The sequence below is a fragment of the Sphingobium herbicidovorans genome (assembly GCF_002080435.1).
Lineage (GTDB): Bacteria > Pseudomonadota > Alphaproteobacteria > Sphingomonadales > Sphingomonadaceae > Sphingobium > Sphingobium herbicidovorans.
The window spans coordinates 2,638,474-2,662,834 of the sequence record NZ_CP020538.1 but is presented as its reverse complement, the minus strand read 5'-3'; the positions used below and the strand labels follow the sequence as shown (position 1 = coordinate 2,662,834).

Sequence of the window (24,361 nt, the reverse complement as noted above, 5' to 3'; positions counted from 1 at the left end):
CCTTGACGAATCCCGCGCGACAACGGAACATAAAGGGAACATCTGAGTCGATATGTTCCCATGCCCAACCCTTCTCTTTCTCTTGATCAGCCTCAGCTGATGCTGTTGCGACCTTTCGCGCGAGCCTCGGGCAGAGCTGCTCGGTGCAGGCCGCTTCGCTGCCTTTCGGATTGCCGGAGATGGATGACCGGCTTGCCGACCATGGTCTGCATGGCGCGGGCCTGCATGAGATTGCCGCTGCTTCGGCAACGCTGAACGACGATGCCGCCGCCACTCTCTTTGCCGCCGGTATTGCCGCGCGCTTCGCGGCGCGCGAGAAGGCCGAGATTTTCTGGGCCTTGAGCCGTTTTGACCTTTATGCCCCAGGTCTTGAACAGGTGGGCCTTGGCCCCGACCGGATTTTCTATGCGCAAGGCCTGAAGGACAGCGCCGTTCTCGCCATGGCGGAGGATGCCCTGCGCGATGGATCACTGGCCTGCGTCATTGCGGAGGTGAAGGCGGCGGATCAGACCGCAACCCGCCGGCTGCAACTCGCGGCTTCCGACGGCAAGACCCCAATCCTGCTCTACCGGCGCCATCGGTTGCGCGAGCGCTGTCCCTTGAGCGGGCTCTCCTCGGCGATGACACGCTGGCGGATCGGCTGCCTACCTTCTGCGCCCCTTCCTCATCCGGGGGTGGGCCGCGCCCGCTGGTCGGTCGAGCTGGTTCGCCAGCGTAACGGCGTCCCCTTCTCCCTCGAACTGGAAGCGTGCGATGACACGGGTCGCCTCGCTCTACCTGCCGCAACTCGCCATCGAGCGATTGCGGCGGTTGGAGCGGCCAGCCAGGCCGCTTGAGCACGTCCCGGCCGCGCCCCGTTTCGCGCGGCCGATCGACGATGATCCAGGCGCATGCTCCGTGCCGCGCGGCGGCGGCTGGCGGCCCGGTGCGCGCTGGGCGCGAGAAGGAGCGCCAGGACATAAGCCCAACCAGTCCGACATCGACGCCTTGCCGGCTCCTCAACGTCCGTCCATGCGCGAGATGGGCCGCAGGAGTGAAGCCGCCGAGCATCCCTTCAAGGCCATGGCACCCGGTGAAGGCGGCGGCGGTTCAGCGCCTGCGATAAGCTGGAGGCGCTTGTGGGGCAGGCCCACTATCCTGATCGCCCGCTCCGGGCAGCGCGACATTGTCACCTCGGCCTGCCCGGTCGCGCTGGATCTTGGTCTACGGCCTGGCATGGCGGCGGCCCACGCTCGCGCGCTGGTGACAGAGCTTGAGGTCCGCGACGCCGAGCCGGATGCCGACCGCGCCTGGCTCGATCGCCTCGCCCTTCATGCGGTGGGGCATTGGACGCCGACGGCCAGCGTCTGCGATCCCGATGGTCTCTGGCTGGACCTGACGGGGACCACCCATCTTTTCGGCGGCGAGCAGCGCTTCTGCCGCCGGCTGCTGCGCTTTCTGCAGCGGCTGGGCTTTACCGCCAGCATCGCGGTCGCGGGGACGGGGGGCGCCGCTTATGCACTTGCGCGCCACGGCGGCGCCCCCATCACGCTCTTGCCGCCGGGAGAAGAGACGCAGGCGCTTGCCGATCTGCCGCTTGCCGCACTGCGCCTTGAACCTGAAGCGCTGCACGCAGCCGCCCGCTTTGGTCTCGAGCGGATAGCGGACCTCTATTCCATGCCGCGCGCGCCCCTTGCCCGGCGGCTCGGCATCACGACCGTGCAACGGCTCGACCAGGCGCGCGGCATGGCGGCCGAACCCATAATCCCGGTGGTGCCGTTCGAGGCGCCCCGCGTGAGACGGCGGCTGCTTGAGCCCATCGGCACGGCAGAGGCGATCATCCAGGTGATCGGCGATCTCATCGAGGACCTGGTCATCGCGCTGCAGCAACGCGGCCTTGGCCTGCGCACAGCGCATCTTGCCTGCCTGATCGTGGACGGCAGCGAGCAGCGCATCGCCATCGGCACCGCCCGGGCGACCCGCGAGCCCCTACATTTGAAGCGCATGCTCGCCATGCGCGTCGAGCGGATCGATCCAGGCCTCGGGATCGAAGCGATGACCCTTGCCGCGCCGCGCGTTGAGACGCTCGCAGCCCAGACGATAGAGGCCGGCCTTGGCGGGGATGATCATCGGCCGCGCGACATCGCGCCGCTCATCGATCAGTTGACCGGCAGGATCGAGCCGGACAGGCCCTTCCGCCTCTCGTCCTACGAAAGCGATGTGCCCGAGCGGGCGGTGCGGCGTGTCGCGCCGCTAGCAATGCCGCTGGGCTGGCCCGATTGGAAACGGCCGGTGCGGATGCTGAGGCGCCCTGAACTTCTTGTCCATGTCGTTGCTCTGATGCCCGACCATCCGCCGCACCGCTTCACCTGGCGCGGCAAGAGCTACCGCGTCATCGCCGGCGACGGCCCCGAGCGCATCCATGGCGAATGGTGGAGGAACGAGAACGAAATGTGGGCGGTACGGGATTATTTCCGGGCGGAGGCGGCAGGCGGCGAACGCTTCTGGCTCTTCCGACGCGGTGATGGCGTCGACGCGGAGACCGGCAATCTCAGCTGGTTCATGCACGGGATGTTCGGCTGATGGCGCGCTATGTCGAATTGCAGGTCACCAGCCACTTCTCCTTCCTGCGCGGACCCGCACGCACTAAAATGGTGCTCGATCTGACCGGGCTCGGATCGAGGGCCGCCCAGCACATGTTCCCAAAGCTGCGGAACGGCCCTTCCGACCTCTCCTGGGATGGCTGCCTGACCGAAGCCGGCTGCGCCTTCGCGGTTGGACGGCAACCCTGCGCCTGCCGCCATTTTCCGCCGCCGGCGTGCCAGCTTTGCATCGCGAAACAAAATGCCGGCGCTTCGGGTCCTTCGCTGCCGCTGCGGTGCATCTCGCATGCCGTCACCGCGCCTCCGCCCCTCTCGGCGCCATCGAGGTCGCAAAGGGCGCGGCCTTCCGCAAAGGAGAATGAACATGGCTATCATCGGTACACTCACCAAGACCCAAGCCGGCTTTGCCGGCACCATCAAGACGCTGACACTCGATATCGGCGTCACCCTCCGTCCGGCAGAGAAGGAAACCGACAAGGCGCCTGACTACCGCTTCTACGCCGGCGATGCCGACGTTGGCGCGGCTTGGCAGAAGGTCTCCGCCGCAGGATCGGAGTATCTATCGTGCAAGTTTGACGATCCAAGCTTCCCCGCTCCGGTCTACGCCTCGCTAGTCCTGCGCGAGGATGGCAAGACCTGCGACCTCATCTGGTCACGATAAGCCGAGGGGCGCCCCGCTGGTCTGGGGCGCCCCTTTTCGCGTGCAGCTGGGAAACCAGATAGGATGCTGCTCTCCGTCTTAAGCCAAATGCCTTGACCGTGGAGACTTGCTGCACCCCTCCGGATAGATCATCATATGGACAGCCCGGCGGGTGAGCTTGCCGACGGGTCAGGTCATGCTGACGTTTTGAGTCGCGTCCTCATGGCCTCCTGCGGACGGCGGCATGTCTTCCTATGGGCAAGGACATGACCGCCGGTCCGTTCCGACGTCTTAGCCCGGTTGCTTCACGAACCGGAGCGCCCAATGCACGCATGGCGCATGATCGTCGGGTCAATCCTCAAGCCAGCGGCTCATCCAGCCGGCCGGACAATCCCGATAAGATTGCCACCGCCGGAAAGGGCTCGCAAAATTCGCCTGATCAAACTCCTCGGCATCGATGTTTGCAAACACGCGCTCCGGCACATGATGCGAACAGATGCCTCGCCAACCTTCCAGGGCGAGCTTCCATCACTCCCTGTGGCCGCGGCGTCCTCTTGTGAGGTCCATTCCATAAAGAGCGTCATTCCGGCGCCTCCTTCCGACCGTGCTCTAGGGCTTCGCCCCCAAGCCCCTCCGGGTCTTGGCCTGCGGTGACGATCACTGGCGCGACGCCCCGTCCTGTGGACCGGGCTTATCCATGGTCGCTGCGGCGCTTGCCGCGACGGCGTGATGATGAGGCCTCTCCCGAAACGCGGGAGCGGGCGTCGCTCCCGGATAGTCCCGCCGCGGCCTGCGGCAACCCCGGCGCTACGCTTGGGGTGCTCCATGTGCATTGCGCCCCTGCCGGTGCCGCCGGCCGCTCCAGCGGGCCTTCCCGTCCGCTCATCGCCGCCCACCCCCGCTTTCCGGGGAGGCCTTGTGGTTTTTGGGCAGGCTTGGAGGACAGGCATGAACCAGATGATCAACGGAAAGGCCCGTTCCGCTCCCGGAGCGAGGAAGGAACGCAAGTTGCGGGCAGCAGATGGTGAAGGCACCAACCGCAAAAGCCTCTACGAGGAAGTCACAGCCAAAATCATATCGCAGCTGGAAGAGGGACGCCTGCCATGGGTTCAGCCATGGGACAGCACCGCCTGCGCTGGACCTGCTCTGCCCCGCAACGCCATCACCGGTCGCCCCTATTCGGGCGTCAATATTCTCATGCTCTGGGGCGCGGTCATCGCGAACGGCTGGCCCTCGCAGGGCTGGCTGACTTATGGCCAAGCGTTGCAGGCAGGCGGCAATGTTCGCAAGGGCGAACAGGGGACGATGGTCGCCTACGCCGACCGGTTCGTCACCGACGAGGAGAAGGCGGGGGTCGCTGCGGAAGGTGGGCAAGCCAGGACCATAGCCTTCCTCAAGCGCTTCACCCTGTTCAATGTAGCGCAATGCGAGGGGCTTGACCCCGGCCTTGCGCGCGATCCCCTTCCCCTCCCGGGACGTGAGATCATCCCGGTCGCCGAGGAGGTGATCGCCGCCAGCGGCGTTGATTTCCGGATCGGCGGCGACGAGGCCTATTATGTTCCGTCAGCAGACTTTGTGCAGGTGCCGCCGCAACCGGCTTTCTATGCGCAGGTCGACTATTATCGCACCTGTCTGCACGAACTGATTCACGCGACAGGCCATCCCAAGCGTCTTGCCCGGACATTCGGGACCAGCTTCGGGACGAAGGACTATGCCCGCGAGGAACTGGTCGCGTTATCTGGACAGTCTGCGCCGTCCGCAACATTGCAGTAAGGTCGGCGATGGACGCCCACGGTAGGCAGTAATCAGGCTGGCCGTAGCGCTGACCCAAGAGCTGGCGGAGGCCAGCCTGATAGCTGCCGGGCCATAGCGCGCATCGGTGTGAAGGTCAGCTTCCGGGTGGGGGGTCCGGGGGGAGGGCTTCGCGCCGGTGTCGATCATTACTGTTTGCGAGCGTCGCGAGGCCAGGGGCCTCGATGCGCATGTGCCGCTGATCCAGCGCGACGACGCGCTCTACGATCCCGATCTGGATCGCTTCTTTCTCGACCTGCCGCTGTCGGGCGTCCGCTCGCGGCACTCGCTTCGCGCCTACGCCTATGATGTCGTAGTCTGGCTTCGTTTTCTCGATGCCTGCGGCAAGACCGTGTGGGCTGCGACCCGCGACGATGTCGACGCCTATCATCGTGAGCGACGCCGCGACGATGCCGATCACCGGATAACGGCGGCAAGCTGGAACCGCGCCGTCGCCAGCCTCGATCGCCTTTACCGTTGGGGCGAGCAGCAAGGGTTGATCGCCGACGCGCCGTTCAGCCGCCGCGCCGTGTGGCGACCGGCGCAAGGTGGCCGTCGCGGCATGATCGCGGCGCGCAACGATGCCTATGAACGTGTCGCCAGGCGATCGGATGTCCGGTTCGTCACGATGGACGACTACCGCATTTTCCGCGAGGTCGGCCTGCGCGGGCTCACCCCTGACGGCACGGAGCGCCCCGGCGCTCGCGACCGTAATGGGCTGCGCAACGCGCTGTTCGCGGATCTTCTCGTCACCACCGGCCTGCGCCTCGAAGAGGCGTCGGGCTTGCTCACCGTCGAGCTCGCGGCGATCGACCGCGAGGACGGTGACGTCCAACAACTTTGGTTGCCCCTTCCGCCGCCGCTCACCAAGGGCGACCGCGGACGCAGCGTTCTGGTCCCACGCCGGCTGCTTCGTCAGATCGCCGCCTATGTCGCGGTCGAGCGCGCCGCGGGCGTGGCCAAGTTCGCCGCGCGCGACGGTGCGGCCAGCTTCGACCGACCGATCCCTGTCACCCGCGCCGGTCTCGACCGCATGCGCGATATCTGCACCCCGGAGGAACGATGCCGCCTGATCCTGTGCGACGAGGATGGAACGCCCCGCGAGCCGGCGGCGCTATGGCTGACCGAGGTCGGCCAGCCTGTCCGCCCCAACTCGTGGGAGGTGATCTTCACCCGCGCCTGCAAGCGGTGCGCACAGAACGGCTTCCCGCTGTCGATCAGCCCGCACCAGCTTCGCCACGCCTTCGCAGTCCATATGCTCGCCTTGCTGATCCAGCAGCGGCTGCGCGAAGCGGCATTGCCGGTGGGGCCGGTGGAGAGCTATCGGCTGATCCTGGGCGACCCGCTGCAACAGGTGCAACGCCTGCTTGGCCACGCCAGCCTCACCACCACCTATATCTACCTCGACCATATCGCGACCCGCGCCGATACGGTGGACGCGGCCGTCGAGGAGCTGCTGGCGTTACTGCCGGGGCCGCAAGGCGTATGAGCGGGCGTCCCCGCAAGGGCCGGCCTGTCGCCTTTGCGCCGATCACGCCGGAGCGATCGCAGCCCGATCCTGTGCTCGGCCTCAAGTTCACCATCGAGGCGCGGCATGGCGGAACGGTCCTAGTCGATATGACCGGGCTCGATCCTCGCCCACTCGCCATCGCTTTCGCCGGTGCGCTGCGTCGATCGGCGGCGCTCGGCGGCCCCATCGGTGCGGCCAGCGTCATCAAGCAGTATGTTCAGGTCTATCGCCACTTCTTCGCCTGGCTTGGCGATGATGCGCCGGAGGTGACCGGCGTCAACGACCTGCGCGCAGTCCATATCGATGGCTTTGCGTCCGCGCTCGAACGGCGTGGGATGGGCGCGATCCACCGGCACATAACGGTCGGCAAGGTCATCAACACGCTGCGCGCGATCGAGGCAGACCGGCCCGATCGGATCGCGCCCGACCTGCATGAGCGGCTGCGCTACACGCTGGCCACTTCGGCGGGCCGCTCGACCCCGCGCGATGCCTATAGCCCCTTCGTCGCCCGCGCGCTGCGCGACGCCGCGAGGGCCGATATCGAAGCGATGCTTCGCCGCCTCGGCGCCGACGACCGCACTGATGAGGGCGACCCTGTCGTCGCCAGGGCGCGCGCCGATGTCGAAGCGATCATCGCGCGGCAGGGCTTTATCGTCGCAGACCAGCCCGCGCTGAAGCGCCTCTATTTCATGCGCATGCGGCGCGGATTGCCGATCAGCACGCTCATCGACGACCTGCATGGCCGCCATCATCTGCTCGCGCGCGATCTGCCGGCGCTGCTCGTGCTGCTCACGCTCGATACCGGCCTCGAGCCGGAGTGCCTGAAGACGCTGACCGTGGATTGTCTCACCAACCCGCATGCCGGCACGGTGGAGCTGCGCTATCTGAAGCGCCGCGCCCGCGGTGCCGAGCACAAGAGCATGCGGGTCCGCGATGGTGGTAGCGGCACACCCGGCGGCCTCATGCGTCGCCTGATCGACGTCACCGCCGTCGCACGCGAGCATCTGACCGACGATTGCCTCTGGCTCTATCACAACGTTGGCGGCCTTCGCGCCGGCATCGTCGATCCCAAGTTCCAACTCGCCGCCTGGGCTCGTCGCCATGGTATCGCCGGCGATGATGGGAAGCCGCTCCATCTGCTGCTTTCCCGGCTGCGCAAGACCCACAAGGCGTTATGGTACACCAAGACCGAGGGGCATATGGCCCGCTTCGCGGTCGGTCACACCCGCGAGGTTGCGGCGCGCCACTATGCCGATCTGCCGTCGCTCCGGCCGTTGCACGAGGCGGCCGTCGCCGATGCCTTCCGCGCAGCGGTCGCTGCGGCGATGCCGACCGTGCTTCCACCCACCGCCGAGCAGGCGCTGCGCGAAGCGCCCGAACAGGTCGCGTCGCTGATGTCGGCTGATACGGTGGGTCCGGTGCTCGACGGCGAACAGGATGTCTGGCTCGCCGCCTGCGCGGGCTTCCATAGCAGTCCTTTCGCCGAGCCCGGTTCGCCCTGCGCGCAGCCCTTCTGGGGCTGCCTCGATTGTCCCAACGCCGTCATCACCGCGCGCAAGCTCCCCGCGATCCTCGCCTTTCTCGCGTTCGTCGAAGAGCAGCGATGCAGCCTGCCGGCGAGCGACTGGGCCGCCAAGTTCGGCCGCGTCCACACCCGGATCACGGTCCAGGTCCTGCCGGTCTTCTCCGATGCCGTTATCGCCGAAGCGCGCCGGCAGATGGGGAGCGAACGGCTCTATCTGCCGCCGGAGGCACGCGCATGACCACGCCCGTCCATGCCCTCGTGCCCGCGTTCGACGATCGCCCTGTGCTGGCGAGCGCGCCGCTCAAGGCGGGCCATGCCCGCGAGGAGCTGTCGCACGTCGGCGACCCGACCTGGGATCTCGGTCCCGCCGTCTTCCGCGAGAACGCTCGGCGCTGCCACGTCACCGTGCATTTCGACGTGCTCGAACATGCCGATGTGCAGGCGGCAATGCGCGCCTATCTCTACGCCCGCCTCAACGTCGGTCTTCCCGGCTACCACCCGAAGCTGCCGCCCGCCAGCATCCGACAGGCATTCAACCGGGCTCGCCGGTTCTTCGCCTTCGCGCGCGAGCGGCTTGGGCGGCTCGACCTGGGCCGCATCGATCAGGCGCTGATCGACGCTTATGCGCGCCACCTGCGGGATGATTCAGCGCGGCGCCCCGTCATCGTCGGCCAGCTCTTGCAGGTGGTCACCGATCTCTACCATCTCCGGGATCACCTGCCTGGAGGCGGTTTCGGGTTCGAGCCGTGGGCCGGGCAAGCGGCTGCGCGCGTCGCCGGATATCGGCATGTGCGCGAGAACCGCACCCCACGCATGCCGGAGGAGATTGTCACGCCGCTGCTCGCCTGGTCGCTGCGCTATGTCACGACCTTCGCGACCGATATTCTGGCGGCTCGGGTCGCGCTCGATCGGCTCGAGGCAGTCCGCGCTCGGCTGCTCGCCGCCGAACGCGGACTGCCTGATGCAGAGCGCCGCCTGCGGCAGCGCGCGCGCCTCGAGCGCTATCTCGCGCGCCGAGCCCGGCAAGGACGCGGCGTGCCCATCTGGACGACGGCACACAACGGCGCCACGCGCATCGATCCCCTCACCGGGGATGCAACCCCGCCGATCAACGCCCATCTCCTCCATTTGCATGCCGGCATCGATGCCGTCGCCGAGCCGGCCATGCATCTCATGCTCACTACCGGCGCACCGGATGTCATTCGCGAAGCGGTTGCATCGCTTGGTACCGAGGTCGGCGGCATGGACACGCCGATCTCGATCGCTCCCGAGAGCGGTCGGCCATGGCGTGCCCGCTTCGACGTGAAGACCCTAGCGATCGAGGAGCGGATGCTGCAGGCCGCCGCCTATATCGTATGCGCCTATCTGACCGGCATGCGCGACTGCGAGGTCCAGGCGATGCGGCGCGGCTGCCTCTCGATCGCGCGCAGCGAAGACGGCCTGATCGAGCGGCAACGCGTCCGATCGACCCTCTACAAGCGCCGATCGAGCGCCGGTGAGTCGGCGAGCTGGGTGACGATCGAACCGGTGGCCGAGGCGATCACGGTGCTCGAACGGCTGTCGGAACACGCGGCACGGAAGACTGGAAGCGACACGCTCTGGCCGGTGCTTCGTCCCCGCGCTGTCACCAAGACGCATCTGTCGAGCGAGGTGGTCCGCCAGCTCAACGCCTTCCGCGACCACCTCAACACCGTCTTCGGCAGCCCCGATGCGCCGGTCATCCCACCCGGCCCCGATGGCAAGCCGTGGCGCATCACGACGCGGCAGTTCCGGCGCACCATCGCGTGGCACATCGCCAACCGTCCGTTCGGCACCATCGCCGGCATGATCCAGTACAAGCATGCCTCGGTCGCCGCTTTCGAGGGCTATGCCGGGACCAGTGGATCGGGGTTTCGCGCAGAGGTCGAGGCGCAGCGCCGGCTCGGTCAGATTGACGATCTGCTGGACTATTTCGACCGGCGGCAGGGCGGCGCATCACTCGGCGGACCGGCGGGACCACGCATCGCGCGGACCCTCGACGATGCCGCCGTTAAGCTCGGGCCACTGCCCGCCATGATCGCCGATCGGGCCCGCCTGCGCGTCATGCTCGCCAGCGTCGCGCGCACCTTCCATGTCGGCCCGCTCGCGGATTGCTTCTTCGATCCCGCGACCGCGCTCTGCCTCAAGCGCGTGACGACCCCCGATCCCGCGCAGCCGCTTACCGCCCTGTGCGAACCGACCCGCTGCCCCAACGCCTGCATCACCGCCCGCCACAGACCGGCCTGGGAACGTGCGGCGGCCGATGCCCGGGCGCACTTACGCGAACGGCGCATCTCCGACCTCCAGCGTCAGGCGCTCCAGCGCGAGCTTGATCGCCTGACCGCGGTGATTGCCGGGATCGACCCTCCCGCGCCGTAGACCACCCCGGCTGTTGGCGGAGTCCTGCGCCGGTCGGCGCGCCCGCGCAACGGCTTCGCCGTCCTTCGCTTCGCTGCGGCCCTGACGGGTGCGCGAGCCCCCCTGTGCCCGGCGCGAACGGGCCTCCGCCGCCGGGGATGGTCCCCGGCGCGAGAACGGAGAACATATCATGTCAGCCTCACCACGCTCAGACGTCTACGCTCGCGTCACGCAAGCGATCGTCGACGCCATCGAAGCCGGCACCGGCACCTGGCGCATGCCGTGGCATCATTTTGGCGCCGACGTCACCCGCCCGACCAACGTCGCCAGCGGCAAGCCCTATCGCGGCATAAATACGATCTCGCTCTGGGCGGCCGCCTATGGCAGCGGCTACGCGAGCGGGGTCTGGGGCACCTATCGCCAGTGGCAGGCGCTCGGCGCGCAGGTCCGCAAGGGCGAGCACGCCAGCCTCGGCGTCCTCTGGAAGGAGTTTCGCGCGAAGGGTGACGACGCCGGCGGCGATGACGACCATCGACGGCTTTTCGCCAAGGCGTTCAGCCTGTTCAACGCCGATCAGGTCGATGGCTACGCGCCCGAACCGGCGCCGGACCTGCCTGAGAGCGAACGCCTCGCCGCCGCCGAAGCCTTCATCGCCGCGCTCGGCATCGATACTGTCTACGGCTCGGCCAGCGCCTATTATCATATCGCCGAAGACCGCATTCACATGCCGGATTTCAGCGCCTTCCACGATGCCCACGGCTTCTACGCCACCCACATTCACGAAGCGGCTCATGCCAGTGGCGCAGCCCATCGGCTTGACCGGGATTTCAGCGCCAAGTGGACCAGGCACGCGCTCGCCATGGAGGAAGCGACCGCCGAACTGACCGCATCGTTCCTGCTCGCCGATCTTGGGATCGCGCACGAACCGCGACCCGATCATGCGGCCTACATCGCCTCCTGGCTGCAACTGCTCAAGGACGAGCCTCGGGCGATCTTCACCGCGGCGAGCAAGGCGCAGGCGGCAGCCGACTGGATGCACGCCCGACAGCCGTAATGCTCACGCGACCCGCACTTCGGCGCCAAGTGTGTCGAGCAGCGGACAGCCCGGATCCCGACCGGCATCGCAGGCGCGCACCGAGTCGGCCAGAACCCGTTCCATCCGCTTGAGGTCCGCGATCCGCGCGCGTACGTCCTTCAGGTGCGACGCCGCGAGCTCGCGCACCTCGGCGCAGGAGGCCTGACCGCCAACCGCGAGTCCGAGCAAGGCGCGTACCTCGTCCAGGGTAAAGCCCAGCTCCCTCGCGCGGCGCACGAAGCCCAGGCGAGCCACGTCCTCCCGGCCATAGCTGCGGTAGCGGCCCCGCCGCGGCGGAGCGGGCAGCAGCCCGATCCGCTCGTAATAGCGGATCGTCTCGATGTTGCATCCGGTGCGGCGTGAGAGTTCGCCGATCTGGATCGCGCCGGTTGCGGCCATCCCCAAAATACCTCTTGAGTCTGTAGTCGCTACAGATGTTAGGACAGCTCAATGCCCGCCACAAGGAGTCGCCCGTGACCCAGACGCCAAGCCCGCCTAAGGGGATCGGCACCGCCACGCTCACGCTGGCGGGGATCGCTGCGGCGTTCGGCGTCGCCGCCTGCTGTGCGCTGCCGATCCTCTTCGCATCCGCCGGGATCGGCGCAGCTTGGCTCGGCGGCGTGGCCATTGTCGCCGCGCCGTATCGCACGCCGCTTCTCCTCATTGGCGCATTGTGCCTGCTTGCCGGCGCGGCGCTGCTGTTGCGCCAGCAAGTTACGGCGGCGCGCTGTGGGCCGGGCGGCATATGCACGCCGCGCTGGATGCGTGTTCTCACGCTCATCGGATTGCTGCTCGGTGCGGCCCTGCTCTGGGCAGGCTATCGCTATGTCTGATGCCACCCCCGAGCTGCGCTCGACGCTGACCTGTCCCCACTGCGGTCATCGGGCGACGGAGACCATGCCGACCAATGCCTGCCAGTATTTCTACGACTGCCGGGGTTGCGGCGCGGTCCTCAAGCCCAAGCCGGGCGATTGCTGCGTCTATTGCTCCTACGGCGACGTGCCCTGTCCGCCGATCCAGGAGAGCGGCGGCAAGGCGTGCTGCGGCTGAGGAGGGCGGGCGATGGCGCGCGCATCATCCGCTGAAGCCGCCTTTGGATCGACGGTTACATTTCCCGGCGGTGCCGTTGTCCCGGACTGGAGCGCAGTCACAACACCCAGCGCCCGCGCAGCCCTGACGGCACTGTTCGCGGCGTTCATCGGTTCGAAGTGGCGCGGGATGGACGGCGTCGAGGAGCGGGTCCGGCGCGCCGTGCTTCAAGCCTATGCTGCCGATGGTCGCTCGCCGGTGCCGGCACAGATCGCCGCCGCATCGGGACTCCCCTCCGGCGAGGTCGGCTCGGCCCTGCAGCGGCTCGCCGGGCGCGATCTCGTGGTCCTCGACGGCGCGGGCCGGGTGACCGGCGCCTATCCGTTCACCGACGGCCCCAGCGAACATCAAGTCGAAGTCAGCGGAGTGACCATGAGCGCCATGTGCGCCATCGACGCGTTGGGGATCGGCGCCATGCTGGAGCGGGACTGCATGATCCGCTCGGCCTGCCGCCAGTGCCGGCGCACGCTCGCCATCCATACCCCCAGCCGCGGCCGCGAGCTGGAAGAGGTTGAGCCGGGCGCGATCGTCGTCTGGTCCGGCCGTCGCTATGCCAGTGGCTGCGCGGCATCGTCGCTCTGCACCTTGCAGGCCTTCTTCTGCGATGACGATCATCTGGCGGCCTGGTGCGCGAGCGGTCCGGTCGGAGCCGATGACGGCATTCGTCTGTGCCTGGCCGAAGCGCTCGAGGTTGGGCGCGCGATTTTTGCGCCGATGCGGATGGAGATGCGACCATGGCTTCCTACGACCTGATCGTCATCGGCAGTGGCACGGCAGCGCAGGTCGCGGTCGGCCGGGTCCGTGCCGCTGGATGGTCCGTCGCCGTCATCGATCACCGTCCGTTCGGCGGCACCTGTGCGCTGCGTGGCTGCGATCCCAAGAGGATGCTGGTCAGCGGCGAGGAAGCGATCGACGCGGCAAGGCGCATGGCCAGACATGGCGTCGACGGCACGCTGGCGATCGACTGGCCCGACCTGATGGCGTTCAAGCGGACCTTCACCGATCCGATCCCCGCCAAGCAGGCGCACCGCTACGCCGAGCTCGGTGTCGACGCATTACACGGTGTTGCTCGCTTTGCCGGCCCAGACACGATCGTGGTGGAAGGCCGGACATTGCGGGCCCGCCATATCCTGATCGCCAGCGGCGCGCGTCCAGTCCCGCTCGGCATTCCGGGCGAAGATCTGGTGAGCACAAGCGATGCGTTCCTGGAGCTTCAGGCCCTGCCGCGCCGGATCGTGCTGATCGGCGGCGGCTATGTCGCTGCGGAGTTCTCGCATCTGGCGGCCCGAGCGGGCGCAGAGGTCACCATCCTACAGCGGGCCGAGCGGCTCCTGCCGCACTTCGATCCCGACCTGGTGGGCTGGCTGACGCCCCGGTTCGAGGCGCTCGGCATCCGCGTCGAGACCGGTGCCACCGTTACCCGGGTCGAGCGCAGCGGGAGCGGTCTGCTGGTCCACGCCGAGCGCCAGGGCGAGCCTGATCTCAGCGTCGCCGCCGATCTCGTCGTTCATGCCGCCGGGCGCGGTCCTGACCTCAAGGCGCTCGACCTGTCCGCCGGCGAGGTGGCGGTGCAGGACGGGCGCCTGCAGCTCGACGCGCATCTGCGGAGCATTTCCAACCCGCGGGTCTATGCCGCCGGCGACGCTGCCGGAGTCGGGCCGCGGCTGACGCCGGTGTCCAGCCACGATGCCAAGGTAGTTGCCGCCAACCTCCTGGATGGCCCGACGCACCAGCCGGACTATCGCGGCGTGCCGAGCGTGGCCTTCACTCTGCCGCCGATCGCCGCCGTCGGACTGTCAGAGGAGGCGGCGCGCCGCGGCGGCGTCGCGCTCCGGGTCAACGCAGCCTCGACGCCAGACTGGTTCACCGCCCGCCGCCTCGCCGAGCCGGTCTACGGCCATAAGCTGCTGATCGACGAGGACACGGACCTCATCCTCGGCGCGCATCTCGTGGGGCCGAACGCCGACGAGGTAATCAACGTTTTCGGTCTGGCAATCCGCCACGGCCTCACCGCGGCCGATCTTCGCTCCACCATGTTCGCCTATCCGACCGGCGCCTCCGACGTCGGCTACATGCTGACTTAACGCACGAGCGCCACTGCCATGGCGGCCGATCCCTCGCGCGATCGGCCGCTTCGCGATGCATGTCGATGCGGGCTGTCGCCCGCCATTAAGCGGACGCCGCTTGCGCGGCGGCTCCGATTTTTTGGCCTCTCCCTCGATGCGGGAGTGGTCGGCGCTCCCTGCTAGGCCCGCCGCGGCGCGCTGCAAGCCTCGGCTTCGCCGGGCTGCTCCATTTCATTTCGCCCCTGCGGGTGCAGCCCGCCGCTTCAGCAGGCCTCTCCGGTCGCTCTCGCCGCCCACCCCCGCCTCGGGGGAGGCCATGGGGCTTTTGGGCAGTGCTGGAGGCAACCGATGGTTTTCACCTTCCAACCGCCATTTTGGGCTGGACTGTCAGGATATGTGGCCGAAATGGGATCGGCTTTCCTGTGCGCGGCGCTGGGCATCGTTCCGACCGTGCGTCATGCGGACTATATCGGATCATGGTTGACCTAATGGGCAGCTCGACATTAGGCGAGTAATCGCGAGGTGACGGTAATGTGAAGGAACGAGGTTCGGGCTGCGTTAAAACCGCAGAATTTCAGCGATAATCGAACTACAGTGCTGAGCATTATTTTTCATTGCTGACGGAAGGCGGAAGGATCCGCATTATTTGACTGGAGCCAGTACGTTGCGAACCTCAGCGGTCGTCGAACCGACTGAGGAGCCAATGATGCTAAGTCCCGATGAAGAATTGATCGCCAGGCTTGCGGAAGACCTTGCCCGACAGAAATATAGCCCGGTGGCAGCGGCCAATTATTGCAGCTACGCGCGCGGCTTTCTCCAATACCTGGCACGGCGGAAGCTGGACGTGGCGGCGGTGAAGCCGCCCCAGATCGAACAATATCTGCACCACGCAATCCGGTGCTTTCGCAAGCGTCATGACCGAGCACCCGCGTCACGGTGGCACGCGATCCCTCGCTCAGGAATCCACGCGTTGCTGCGCCTCGCCCAAGGCAAATGGCCGCCTGAACCGGAAGTGATCGGACCAGAGGCGACGGTTCGGCACGCGATATGCTGCGAATATGATCGCTGGCTGCATGAGGACCGCGGCCTGGCCCGTGCAAGTATCTACGCGCTGATGTGGGAAGCGCGTCACTTTCTGGCATGGCAGCTCGATCACGGCGGAACGGCGAGCGTCATGGAACTGAGCGTGCGGGACATCGATCTCTACATGGACATGCGCGCGCCGGGTCTGAGCCGTCGGTCCTTAAAGGATGTCGCTGAACGCCTTCGCTCGCTGCTGCGCTACATGCACCGCATGGGGTACGTCGCCGCCGATCTCACGGGTCATGTCGTAGGCCCGGTGCTGTACGCCTATGAAGGCGTGCCTTCGACATTGGGCCGTGACCAGATTGCGGCCGTCCTGGAAATCACGAGGCGCGACACCTCGCCCAAAGGGCTGCGTGATTATGCCATATTGCAACTGCTGGCGACCTATGGGCTGCGCTCCGGTGAAATCCGCAATCTCCTGTTGGAGGACGTCAACTGGCGTGCGGAATCCTTGCGCATCCGGCATACAAAAACCGGCGCTTGTTCGTACCTGCCGTTGATGGCGCCGGTTGGCGAGGCATTGCTCGACTATTTACGGCATGGACGCCCTGAGACAGACAGGCGGGAAATCTTTATCCGCTCGCGTGCGCCGTACCGGCCCCTGCAAGACCTGCATAGCGAAGTGCGACGGCGGCTGTGGGCTGCCGGGATCAAGCCGCCAGGAAAATGCGGCCCTCACATCTTCCGCCACGCCAGGGCCGTCGAACTGCTGCGCGCGTCGGTGCCGCAAAAGGTGATCGGCGACCTGCTCGGACATCGATCGAGCGAATCCACAATCCCCTATCTCAAGCTGGCCACCGAGGATCTGAGGGCAATCGCTCTTGATGTGCCGGGATCGGAGGTGCTGGCATGACCGCGTTGCCCAATCCTGATCGTGCCGTCATCACCAGGTATCTGGCGACGCTGCGGTTGCGGAGCAAGATCAGCCACATTTATTATCGCCAGGTCCTGAATGGCTTCCGGGAAGTGGCTGAGCGCCATCCGGTCATCGACCGGTCGACACTGGAGGCGTGGCTGCGGGAATGGGGAGCGCGCTGGCACCCCTCCACCTTGTTGCATCGTACCCGGATCGTTGATCGCTTTCTCGACCATCTGGTCGAAGTGAACCTGATCGCCCGCAACCCCATCGCGGACCTGCGCAGCGAATACGGCGTCGAACATAGCAAGCCAATCTGGCGGGCGCTGATAGCACCTATGCCGGATCATGCTCTTGCCGCACTGCGTCGGCCCAAGCCCTTCGGCAGCGTGCTTGGCGAGATCATGCGCGATCATATCGCGCTGATGCGCAACAGGGGCTATCGCTATACGACCCAACGCGCATGGTTCCTTCGGTTCGATCGGTTCCTCCAGGCGAATCCGGAGCTGGCAACCAAGCCGTTAGCGGTGATGCTGGAACATTGGGCGGAGGCCAAGTCCACCCGCAATCATGCGGCCGAATGCGAAAGACTCAAACAGGCATTGGCCAAGGCTCTCCGGCATCGGGACCCGAGCCTGCCAGTGCGTCGGCCCAATACACGGCCGCTGAAGGAAGTGGCACGGCATTATCGCAAGCCGCATATTTACAGCCCCGCCGATGTGCAGCGCATGTTGGACATCGCGCGGTCCTACCCATCACCGCGCGCGCCGCTGCGGCCAATGGCCATTTATACCATGCTGCTGCTGGCCTATTGCGCGGGGCTGCGCCGTAGTGAGATAGCACGCCTCGACCTTGGGGACGTGGACCTCGAAAACGGTACGATCACAATCCGCGAAACGAAGTTCTTCAAGACCAGAATCTTGCCGTTGCCCGATAGCGTGATGGTCGAACTGCGTGCCTATATCGAGGATAGAGGGCGTGCCGGCGGGCCGCAGTATCCCCAATCGGGGTTGTTCTGGCACGACCAATCCAATAACCGCTACAGCCCCGCAGCGGTTAGCTGGATGCTTGTCGATATCCTTCGCCGTGCTGGGTTCAAACCACCATCGGGAAAAACCGGACCGCGCATCCATGACCTGCGGCACTCGATGGTCGTGAACCGGATGCTTCAATGGTATCGGTCCGGCATCAATCCCCAGGACAGGCTGCCGTTCCTTGCAACTTATCTTGGGCATCGGGATATCAACTCGACGCTGGTCTACATCACGGTCACGCAGGACCTGATGCAGGAAGCAAGCGAGAGGTTCCGCATGATCGGCGCCGCCTGCCTCAATATAACGCAGGAGGCGCGGGCATGAGAAAGATCGATCCGTTCCCCGCCCTGCTGCGCGCCTTCTTCCATGAGTGGCTGGCCGAGCAGCGCAACGCGTCCGTCCATACCATCCGGTCCTATCGTGACACCTGGCGGTTGTTCCTCCGGTTCGTCGCTGCACGAAAAGGTGGTGGAGTAGCGGCGGTTGCGCTGGCCGATCTCACCGCCGGTGAGCTCGGCGCGTTCCTGGCCCATGCGGAACATGAGCGGAAAGGCACGATCGGCACGCGCAACTGCCGGCTTGCCGCCATCCGCAGCTTCTTCGGCTTCGTGGCGGGTAAAGAGCCAACATATATCGCCCAATGCGCCGAGGTTCTTGCCGTCCCGATAAAACGGGGAGCGATCCCTGCGCCCTGTTATCTTGAGCCGAATGAGGTCGAAGCGATCCTCGCACAACCCGACCGATCAACGCTGGAGGGAATGCGTGACCACGCGCTGTTATCCTTCCTGTACAACAGCGGCGCACGCATCCAGGAAGCGCTCGATTTACGTCCCGATGCGATCCGGTTCGAAGCGCCGCATTGCGTGCGCCTTTACGGCAAAGGGCGTAAGGAACGCATCAGTCCGCTCTGGCCGGAAACGGTGACGTTGTTGAAGAAACTCTTGGACAGGCAGCCAAGGGCACCGAGCGATCGGCTCTTCGTCAATCGCTATGGCGAACCGCTTGGCGCATCGGGTGTACGGTTCAAACTCGCATCATACGTCCAGGCCGCCGCTAAGATAGTCCCCACGCTGCGGTCGAAGCACGTGACCCCGCACAGCTTCCGCCATGCGACCGCTGTCCACCTCGTCTCGTCCGGCGTCGATATTACCGTCATCCGCAGTTGGCTCGGGCACGTCAGCCTCGATACGACCAGCCACTACGCCCAAGCCAATCTGGAAACCAAGCGAAAGGCGCTCGAACACGTCGGCGTTCCAGCAGCAGCGTGTCAGCCGTCATGGAAGCGGGATGCGAGCCTGCTCGCCTGGCTCGATACCCTCTGAAATAATGTGCAGGACGGGGCTCGGATCGCCGCAGAGTAGCGCAGCCCGAACTCCGTTCCTTCACATTACTGTCACCTCGCGATTACTGGAGGTGTTGCGCGGCGACATGAGCGACGATCCCGCCGTGCGCGGCAGCACCGGCCCGCGTGGACGCGCCATCTTCCGGGCAGCCCGACAGGCAAGCCAAGCTGCTGAATGGCTGCTCGCGCGGCATCGGGAGGCTGGACAAGCCGTTTGCGACGGGAGGCTGGCCGCATGATCCTCCTCACCCCCGAACTGCGCGCCGCGCTGTCAGCCAATTTCGCGGCCAGCATGGAGGCTCAGCATGATGACCGGCTTCATGATCCCGCCCCGGTCGTCAAATTCTTCAACCCCGTTGGCGCAGCGACTTGGCTGGCGACGGAACTGTATGAGAACGGCGACACCCTCTTCGGCCTCGCCGACCTTGGCTTTGGGTGCCCGGAACTGGGCTGCTTCTCGCTGATGGAAATCGAGGCGATCCGTCTGCCTTTTGGCCTTCGCATCGAACGGGACCTGGGCTTTGCCGCGCCCTTTCCCCTGTCCGCATGGGCGCAGACCGCCCAGCGCACAGGCTCGATCATCCAAGCCGAAACTTTCCTGAACCGGGCATCCTCCCGCTTCCACAAGCTTCCGCCCTCGCACGGCGGCTGACGCGGCGGCCGTTTGCCGTCTTTTCGAAGAAAGCCGGTTCCGTCTGGCAGTCCAACGCATAACGGAACCGGCACTCCATCAGGAGCCAGACCGATGAAACTCGACTTTATCGACCTTTGCAATATCGATGTGTGTGTCATGAACATGCGGCACAGCCGCAGGGACCCGGACGTCTCCGATCTCCTGCCAACGGTCCGCAAGCGCGGCGTCATCGTCCCCGTGATCCTCCGGCCCGGCAGCGAAGAAGGCCGCTTCGAAATCGTTGCAGGAAGGCGGCGCGTGCACGCAGCGCGACTCGCGTGCCAGGAGGAGGGTGCCGACCCCGAGCTCGCCCGCCTGCCGGCCGCCATCATGGAGGCAGGAGACGATGCCGCAGCGCTCGAAGCCTCGCTGATCGAAAATCTCGCCCGCCTCGACCCTGACGAAGTGTCGCGCTGGGAGAGCTTTGTCCGGCTGGTGAAGCAGGGGCGGACGCTCGAGGATCTTTCGTCCACATTCGGTCTGCCTGAACTGACGGTGCGGCGCATCCTTGCGCTCGGCAACCTGCTGCCCCGCATTGGCGGGTCAACGCCATTGGGTTGCAGAACCGGGAATGGCTCCAACGGCGGAACCTGTGCCTTGGTCGTCGAAAACATCTCGTGGTTACGATATCCCTCCGCGATATCGCTATAGCGCAGGAATACCCAGTGCCCGCCATTGCGCGGTGTCTAGAAAATGGGCGGGGCACCGCGCTTCACCAGCCCGTGCCATATTTCGATCGGATCAGATATGCCGGCCGGCACGTCGAAAAAATCGAAATCGATAATTCGGTCTGCTGGAACATGATCAGGAGATTGTGGATAAAAGCTCATTCCGCCACCCCTCTGGCGATACGAAGAGCGCCTTCAGGACAGTTGCGAACTGCAAGACGCACCTTTTCTTCCAATTCTTGCGGAAATTCAGCTTTTTCTATGACTACCTTGCCCTCGGCGGCGTCTGTCGAAAAGACTTCCGGGCACAGGTCTTCACATCGGCCTGTCCCTGACAGACCTTTATATTGGCAATCACGCGCATCCAGCACTCTCTCCTGCTCATCCGGTTCCACTTATTAACAAGGCGGCGACGGAAGGCCTATGATGGGGTGGGAGCATCTGCCATCAGGAACCGTTCAAGACATTCCGTGCTTCGCCAGTCTTACATCGACCCGAGGTCGAGGCGTGCGGAAGTTTCGAGGTTCGATAAGGCCATTTTCCGACGTATCCTCCGCAACGTGCTGGGACATCATGGCCTGTTTTCGCAACATGGACAGCTCAAGGTCGTCAGACGCATCACATCGGGCTTGACCTGCGTATCATATTGACCAATTCACCACGTGCCCCAATCGCATGCTGGCGGACGAAAGATGTATACGCCGCGCGGCAAGGTGCTGGGCGGCTCCTCGTCCATCAACGGCATGGTCTATGACCGCGGCGCTGCGGCCGACTATGACGGCTGGCGGCAGCTCGGCAATGAAGGGTGGAGCTATGACGATGTGCTCCCCTATTTCAAGAAGCTGGAGGATTCCAGCCCGGCGGCGAGGACGGCTATCATGGCCGCGGCGGCCCCGTAGTCGTAACTCGGCCCGGCATTCAATCCGCAGGCCAAGGCGTTCCGCGATGCGGCGGTCGCCGCTGGCGTGCCCTATAATGATGATCCCAGCGGGTCGCAGCGCGAAGGCGTCGTGCCTGCCGACGTGACCGCGTCGGCCGGTTACCGGTGGAGCGCTGCGCGCGCCTACCTGAAGCCTGCGCTGCGTCGACCGAACCTGCGCGTCATCACCGGCGCGCATGTCGAGCGCGTGATCGTCGAGAATGGCCGTGCGACCGGGATCAGCTGGCGACGCGCCGGCCAGCTGGAGCAGGCAAGTGCCTCGCGCGAAGTGATCCTGTCGGCGGGCTCCATCCACTCCCCCTGGATCCTGATGCTCTCGGGCATCGGCGATGGCGATCATCTGCGCCAAGTAGGCGCGCCGGTCGTCCATCACCTGCCCGGCGTCGGACAGAATTACCGCGATCATGTGGCCGTCAGCATCAAGCAATATTGCACGCAGCCGGTTTCGCTCTTCAATGTCTTCCACCCGCTGGTCGCGACCAAAGCGGTCGCCAATTTCCTCCTGTTCCGCAAGGGACCGCTCGCTAGACCGCCGGCTGAAATCGGCGCTTATCTCAAGACCATGCCCGGCGCCGAATATCCCGATGTGAAGGTGCATTTTGCCATGGCTCTCTATGAAGCCATGGGCCGCAAGCTCATCATGGAGCATGGTTATTTCGCCCATATCGATCTGCTGAATCCCGAAAGCGTTGGCGAGATCAAACTGTCAGGCCCCGACGCATCCGCGCCGTTGTCGATCGATCCCAATATACTTTCGACCGCCAATGATATGGCTATGGGCCGCGCCGCGATCCGCGCGGTGCGCAATGTTTTCGCCCAGAACCCCTTCGATCCCTTCCGTGGCGAGGAGCTGGCGCCTGGGGCCAGCATCCAGTCCGATGACGAACTGGACGCCTATCTGCGCGAGACTGCGATTTCGGACATTCACGCCGTCGGCACCTGCCGCATGGGGCATGACCTGATGGCCGTGGTCGATCCCCAGCTGCGCGTTCGCGGCGTCGCCGGATTGCGCGTGGTCGATGCTTCGGTCATGCCCCGCGTGCCGGGTGGCAACACCAATATCCCGACCATGATGGTGGCTGAAAAAGCTGCCGACATGATCCTCATGGTCTGAATGGATCGTCAGATCGCATGTCGGTAGATCGCTCAGCGACCGGCAAATAGCGGCTCCATGGACGGTTGGTTACCGGGACCGCTGGATAGGCAGGCCTTGACCACACAGTTTCGTGGTGATCAAACCCGTTTTCTATCCACAGTGGGTTGGCTTTGATGAGCGCACTCATCACGACAATCTTGCGCATATGCGTGACGACTGCGATCTTCGCTGCTTTACCAGACGCTATAAGGCGTTGATATTTTTCCTGAGGTCGGGGTTGTAACGAACGGCTACCCACGCCGGAATGTATAGCGCACGCCTCACCCTGGCTCGTCCTCCTTGGTGGAAGCTGCGTCCTTCCACTCACCTGACCAACGGAAGAGGGGAGCCAGGCCCGCCAGAAACGCTAGTCGCAGTCCGCCGGGAGCGATCCGGATAGGCTTTGCTACCCTGTTTGCGCAACCTAACCTCCGCGGAACGAACTCCATCAGTATCTTAAGCAAGGACCTTGCATTTTGTTGCATGATAGCGCTACCTCATGAATGATAGAGTAGGTGAATATGTTTCTTGGCATCGATATTGGAACCTCCGGCGTCAAGGCCGTGATCGTCGCTCACGACGGAAAGGTGGTGGCCCAAAAGACGGATCCGCTCGACGTTGCTCGTCGACAGCCGCTCTGGTCGGAGCAGGCGCCCGACGACTGGTGGAACGCCACTCAAGAGGCCGTACTGGGGATCGATCCCGCTCTCCGCGGCCAGGTGCGGGGTATCGGCTTGGCAGGTCAGATGCATGGAGCAACGCTGCTGGGCACCGATGACAAGCCATTGCGCCCCGCTATTTTATGGAATGACGGCCGCAGTTTTGCTGAGTGCCAGGAGCTGGAAGCTCTCGTCCCGCAATCCCGCGCGATTACCGGCAATCTCGCGATGCCGGGCTTCACTGCGCCTAAGCTGCTCTGGATCAAGCAACACGAGCCGGCTCTATTCCCTCAAATCCGTACTGTGCTGCTTCCTAAAGACTATGTCCGCCTGTGCATGACGGGGGACAAGGCGTCCGATATGGCCGACAGCTCTGGTACGCTCTGGCTGGATGTGGCTGCGCGAGAGTGGAGCGATGCCATGCTCGGTGCGACGGGGCTAACGCGCAATCACATGCCCCAGCTCTTCGAAGGCAGCGAAGTCACGGGACTACTGCGCCGCGAAGTCGCGTTAGCATGGGGTATGGAGGCGATCCCCATTGTCGGTGGCGGGGGCGACAATGCGGCGGGCGCCGCAGGCGTAGGCGTCGTGAATGACGGCGACGCCCTGCTCTCCCTAGGGACGTCGGGCGTCATCTGCGTCGCAACCGATAACTTCCGCCCTAACCCGGAACGCGCAGTCCACGCCTTCTGCCACTGCTTGCCGGGTATGTGGCACCAGATGAGCGTGCATCTGTCCGCCGCCTCCTGCATCGACTGGGGCGTACGGGCTATTGGCGTCCAAGGCCTCGCGGAGTTTTTTTCCCTAGCAGAGTCGGCAGGAGCCGCTACCGGGCCCGAATTGTTCCTTCCCTACCTGTCGGGTGAACGTACCCCGCACAATGATCCGCATATCCGCGCTGCGTTGCTTGGGCTCGACAACGAAACAGATAAAGGCCGCATCGCTGCTGCGGTGCTGGAAGGCGTGGCCTTCGCCCATGCTGATGGCATGGCCGTCCTACGTGAGGCCGGGACCGCCATAAAGCAACTGTCCGTCATCGGCGGAGGAGCGCGTTCGCGGTATTGGGGACAGATATTAGCGTCTGTGCTCGATGTCCGGCTTGCCTATCTGGAGGGTGGAGAGGTGGGGCCTGCCCTGGGAGCGGCCAAGCTCGCATTGATGGCCGTAACGGGCGCCAGCCCCGCGGAGGCCTGCGTTGCCCCGCCTCTTTCCCGGGTCATTGAGCCGGATCGTGCCTTGGCGGATCGCCTTGCGCCTAAGCTGGCTCGTTTTCGTGCGGCCTATGCCGCGCTCAAATCCGTTTGAAGAGGAAAT

At 65.2% G+C, this 24,361-nt stretch carries 23 protein-coding genes and 2 pseudogenes; 22 read left to right on the top strand and 3 right to left on the bottom strand.

The window, feature by feature from the left end; translation table 11 throughout:
• Window positions 1-143: 143 nt before the first annotated feature.
• The 8 genes from B6S01_RS13195 to B6S01_RS13155 all read left to right on the top strand — a co-directional run bounded on the left by B6S01_RS13195 (window position 144) and on the right by B6S01_RS13155 (window position 11,478).
• The gene (locus tag B6S01_RS13195; RefSeq protein ID WP_051908361.1) at window positions 144-836 is read left to right on the top strand and encodes an ImuA family protein; all 693 of its coding nucleotides are present in this window, start codon (window positions 144-146) and stop codon (window positions 834-836) included.
• Window positions 754-2,562 (top strand): DUF6504 family protein, encoded by a 1,809-nt coding sequence (locus tag B6S01_RS13190; RefSeq protein WP_081570415.1) that lies wholly within the window; start codon window positions 754-756, stop codon window positions 2,560-2,562. The genes B6S01_RS13195 and B6S01_RS13190 overlap by 83 nt, the downstream gene beginning before the upstream one ends.
• Window positions 2,563-2,946: 384 nt before the next feature.
• Complete coding sequence (locus B6S01_RS13180; RefSeq protein ID WP_037467285.1) at window positions 2,947-3,243, top strand: DUF736 domain-containing protein; 297 nt, start codon at window positions 2,947-2,949, stop codon at window positions 3,241-3,243.
• Window positions 3,244-4,170: 927 nt separating this feature from the next.
• Window positions 4,171-4,995, top strand: coding sequence for an ArdC family protein (locus tag B6S01_RS13175; RefSeq protein WP_051908359.1), 825 nt, complete (start codon window positions 4,171-4,173; stop codon window positions 4,993-4,995).
• Between the two features lie 157 nt (window positions 4,996-5,152).
• Window positions 5,153-6,502: a tyrosine-type recombinase/integrase gene (locus B6S01_RS13170; protein WP_021224415.1), complete on the top strand. Its 1,350-nt coding sequence runs from the start codon at window positions 5,153-5,155 to the stop codon at window positions 6,500-6,502.
• Entirely contained in the window at window positions 6,499-8,286 is a 1,788-nt protein-coding gene (locus B6S01_RS13165) for a hypothetical protein (protein ID WP_021224414.1), read from the top strand. Before B6S01_RS13170 ends, B6S01_RS13165 begins: the two co-directional genes overlap by 4 nt.
• A complete protein-coding gene (locus tag B6S01_RS13160) occupies window positions 8,283-10,445 on the top strand; it encodes a hypothetical protein (protein WP_037466144.1) in 2,163 nt (720 codons plus the stop codon). The genes B6S01_RS13165 and B6S01_RS13160 overlap by 4 nt, the downstream gene beginning before the upstream one ends.
• Before the next feature lie 169 nt (window positions 10,446-10,614).
• Entirely contained in the window at window positions 10,615-11,478 is an 864-nt protein-coding gene (locus B6S01_RS13155) for an ArdC family protein (protein ID WP_030538909.1), read from the top strand.
• Between the two features lie 3 nt (window positions 11,479-11,481).
• Here the strand turns inward: B6S01_RS13155 and B6S01_RS13150 are convergent, their stop codons facing one another.
• Entirely contained in the window at window positions 11,482-11,898 is a 417-nt protein-coding gene (locus B6S01_RS13150) for a MerR family transcriptional regulator (RefSeq protein WP_016744720.1), read from the bottom strand.
• A gap of 74 nt (window positions 11,899-11,972) precedes the next feature.
• On the opposite strand from B6S01_RS13150, the gene B6S01_RS13145 reads away from it, so the two are divergent.
• The 11 genes and pseudogenes from B6S01_RS13145 to B6S01_RS13100 all read left to right on the top strand — a co-directional run bounded on the left by B6S01_RS13145 (window position 11,973) and on the right by B6S01_RS13100 (window position 20,296).
• The gene (locus tag B6S01_RS13145; protein WP_021224336.1) at window positions 11,973-12,332 is read left to right on the top strand and encodes a hypothetical protein; all 360 of its coding nucleotides are present in this window, start codon (window positions 11,973-11,975) and stop codon (window positions 12,330-12,332) included.
• The gene (locus B6S01_RS13140; protein ID WP_021224337.1) at window positions 12,325-12,549 is read left to right on the top strand and encodes a GDCCVxC domain-containing (seleno)protein; all 225 of its coding nucleotides are present in this window, start codon (window positions 12,325-12,327) and stop codon (window positions 12,547-12,549) included. The genes B6S01_RS13145 and B6S01_RS13140 overlap by 8 nt, the downstream gene beginning before the upstream one ends.
• A gap of 12 nt (window positions 12,550-12,561) precedes the next feature.
• Entirely contained in the window at window positions 12,562-13,341 is a 780-nt protein-coding gene (gene merB / locus B6S01_RS13135) for an organomercurial lyase (protein WP_021224338.1), read from the top strand.
• Complete coding sequence (locus B6S01_RS13130) at window positions 13,323-14,672, top strand: dihydrolipoyl dehydrogenase family protein (RefSeq protein WP_016744716.1); 1,350 nt, start codon at window positions 13,323-13,325, stop codon at window positions 14,670-14,672. Before merB ends, B6S01_RS13130 begins: the two co-directional genes overlap by 19 nt.
• 378 nt (window positions 14,673-15,050) lie before the next feature.
• Window positions 15,051-15,137: pseudogene (locus tag B6S01_RS22140) on the top strand (zincin-like metallopeptidase domain-containing protein); the annotation flags it as partial.
• A gap of 223 nt (window positions 15,138-15,360) precedes the next feature.
• Window positions 15,361-16,593, top strand: coding sequence for a site-specific integrase (locus B6S01_RS13120; protein WP_037466138.1), 1,233 nt, complete (start codon window positions 15,361-15,363; stop codon window positions 16,591-16,593).
• A complete protein-coding gene (locus B6S01_RS13115; protein WP_037466136.1) occupies window positions 16,590-17,954 on the top strand; it encodes a tyrosine-type recombinase/integrase in 1,365 nt (454 codons plus the stop codon). The genes B6S01_RS13120 and B6S01_RS13115 overlap by 4 nt, the downstream gene beginning before the upstream one ends.
• Window positions 17,951-18,952 (top strand): site-specific integrase, encoded by a 1,002-nt coding sequence (locus B6S01_RS13110; RefSeq protein ID WP_037466134.1) that lies wholly within the window; start codon window positions 17,951-17,953, stop codon window positions 18,950-18,952. Before B6S01_RS13115 ends, B6S01_RS13110 begins: the two co-directional genes overlap by 4 nt.
• A gap of 106 nt (window positions 18,953-19,058) precedes the next feature.
• On the top strand, window positions 19,059-19,211 hold the full coding sequence (locus B6S01_RS21095) for a hypothetical protein (protein ID WP_174525939.1): 153 nt from the start codon (window positions 19,059-19,061) through the stop codon (window positions 19,209-19,211).
• Window positions 19,208-19,624, top strand: a complete 417-nt coding sequence (locus B6S01_RS13105) for a DUF2958 domain-containing protein (protein WP_037467895.1) — start codon at window positions 19,208-19,210, stop codon at window positions 19,622-19,624. Before B6S01_RS21095 ends, B6S01_RS13105 begins: the two co-directional genes overlap by 4 nt.
• 93 nt (window positions 19,625-19,717) lie before the next feature.
• Entirely contained in the window at window positions 19,718-20,296 is a 579-nt protein-coding gene (locus tag B6S01_RS13100; protein WP_037467896.1) for a ParB/RepB/Spo0J family partition protein, read from the top strand.
• A 175-nt stretch (window positions 20,297-20,471) separates the two neighbouring features.
• On the opposite strand, the gene B6S01_RS13095 is transcribed toward B6S01_RS13100, so the two are convergent.
• Window positions 20,472-20,684, bottom strand: a complete 213-nt coding sequence (locus B6S01_RS13095) for a ferredoxin (protein WP_231568053.1) — start codon at window positions 20,682-20,684, stop codon at window positions 20,472-20,474.
• 321 nt (window positions 20,685-21,005) lie between these two features.
• Here B6S01_RS13095 and B6S01_RS21640 point away from each other — a divergent pair.
• Both B6S01_RS21640 and B6S01_RS21635 read left to right on the top strand, forming a co-directional pair.
• Window positions 21,006-21,602: pseudogene (locus tag B6S01_RS21640) on the top strand (GMC family oxidoreductase); the annotation flags it as partial.
• A 213-nt stretch (window positions 21,603-21,815) separates the two neighbouring features.
• The gene (locus tag B6S01_RS21635; RefSeq protein WP_322788866.1) at window positions 21,816-22,367 is read left to right on the top strand and encodes a GMC family oxidoreductase; all 552 of its coding nucleotides are present in this window, start codon (window positions 21,816-21,818) and stop codon (window positions 22,365-22,367) included.
• 225 nt (window positions 22,368-22,592) lie between these two features.
• Here B6S01_RS21635 and B6S01_RS22135 read toward each other — a convergent pair whose 3' ends face one another.
• Window positions 22,593-22,673: a hypothetical protein gene (locus B6S01_RS22135; RefSeq protein WP_409372957.1), complete on the bottom strand. Its 81-nt coding sequence runs from the start codon at window positions 22,671-22,673 to the stop codon at window positions 22,593-22,595.
• 236 nt (window positions 22,674-22,909) lie between these two features.
• Between B6S01_RS22135 and xylB the strand changes: the two genes are divergently transcribed.
• Window positions 22,910-24,352, top strand: a complete 1,443-nt coding sequence (xylB, locus tag B6S01_RS13080) for a xylulokinase (RefSeq protein ID WP_037467898.1) — start codon at window positions 22,910-22,912, stop codon at window positions 24,350-24,352.
• The last annotated feature ends 9 nt before the right edge of the window (window positions 24,353-24,361 follow it).

Excerpts from the sequence above, each read along its gene's own strand:
- B6S01_RS13130 (WP_016744716.1), top strand. The coding sequence starts at position 13,323 with ATGGCTTCCTACGACCTGATCGTCATCGGCAGTGGCACGGCAGCGCAG.
- B6S01_RS13105 (WP_037467895.1), top strand. The coding sequence starts at position 19,208 with ATGATCCTCCTCACCCCCGAACTGCGCGCCGCGCTGTCAGCCAATTTC.
- B6S01_RS13180 (WP_037467285.1), top strand. The coding sequence starts at position 2,947 with ATGGCTATCATCGGTACACTCACCAAGACCCAAGCCGGCTTTGCCGGC.
- B6S01_RS13100 (WP_037467896.1), top strand. The coding sequence starts at position 19,718 with ATGAAACTCGACTTTATCGACCTTTGCAATATCGATGTGTGTGTCATG.
- B6S01_RS13120 (WP_037466138.1), top strand. The coding sequence starts at position 15,361 with ATGCTAAGTCCCGATGAAGAATTGATCGCCAGGCTTGCGGAAGACCTT.
- B6S01_RS13165 (WP_021224414.1), top strand. The coding sequence starts at position 6,499 with ATGAGCGGGCGTCCCCGCAAGGGCCGGCCTGTCGCCTTTGCGCCGATC.
- merB (WP_021224338.1), top strand. The coding sequence starts at position 12,562 with ATGGCGCGCGCATCATCCGCTGAAGCCGCCTTTGGATCGACGGTTACA.
- B6S01_RS13115 (WP_037466136.1), top strand. The coding sequence starts at position 16,590 with ATGACCGCGTTGCCCAATCCTGATCGTGCCGTCATCACCAGGTATCTG.
- B6S01_RS13150 (WP_016744720.1), bottom strand. The coding sequence starts at position 11,898 with ATGGCCGCAACCGGCGCGATCCAGATCGGCGAACTCTCACGCCGCACC.
- xylB (WP_037467898.1), top strand. The coding sequence starts at position 22,910 with ATGTTTCTTGGCATCGATATTGGAACCTCCGGCGTCAAGGCCGTGATC.
- B6S01_RS13190 (WP_081570415.1), top strand. The coding sequence starts at position 754 with ATGACACGGGTCGCCTCGCTCTACCTGCCGCAACTCGCCATCGAGCGA.
- B6S01_RS13160 (WP_037466144.1), top strand. The coding sequence starts at position 8,283 with ATGACCACGCCCGTCCATGCCCTCGTGCCCGCGTTCGACGATCGCCCT.
- B6S01_RS13110 (WP_037466134.1), top strand. The coding sequence starts at position 17,951 with ATGAGAAAGATCGATCCGTTCCCCGCCCTGCTGCGCGCCTTCTTCCAT.
- B6S01_RS21095 (WP_174525939.1), top strand. The coding sequence starts at position 19,059 with ATGAGCGACGATCCCGCCGTGCGCGGCAGCACCGGCCCGCGTGGACGC.
- B6S01_RS13155 (WP_030538909.1), top strand. The coding sequence starts at position 10,615 with ATGTCAGCCTCACCACGCTCAGACGTCTACGCTCGCGTCACGCAAGCG.
- B6S01_RS13175 (WP_051908359.1), top strand. The coding sequence starts at position 4,171 with ATGAACCAGATGATCAACGGAAAGGCCCGTTCCGCTCCCGGAGCGAGG.
- B6S01_RS21635 (WP_322788866.1), top strand. The coding sequence starts at position 21,816 with ATGCCCGGCGCCGAATATCCCGATGTGAAGGTGCATTTTGCCATGGCT.
- B6S01_RS13140 (WP_021224337.1), top strand. The coding sequence starts at position 12,325 with ATGTCTGATGCCACCCCCGAGCTGCGCTCGACGCTGACCTGTCCCCAC.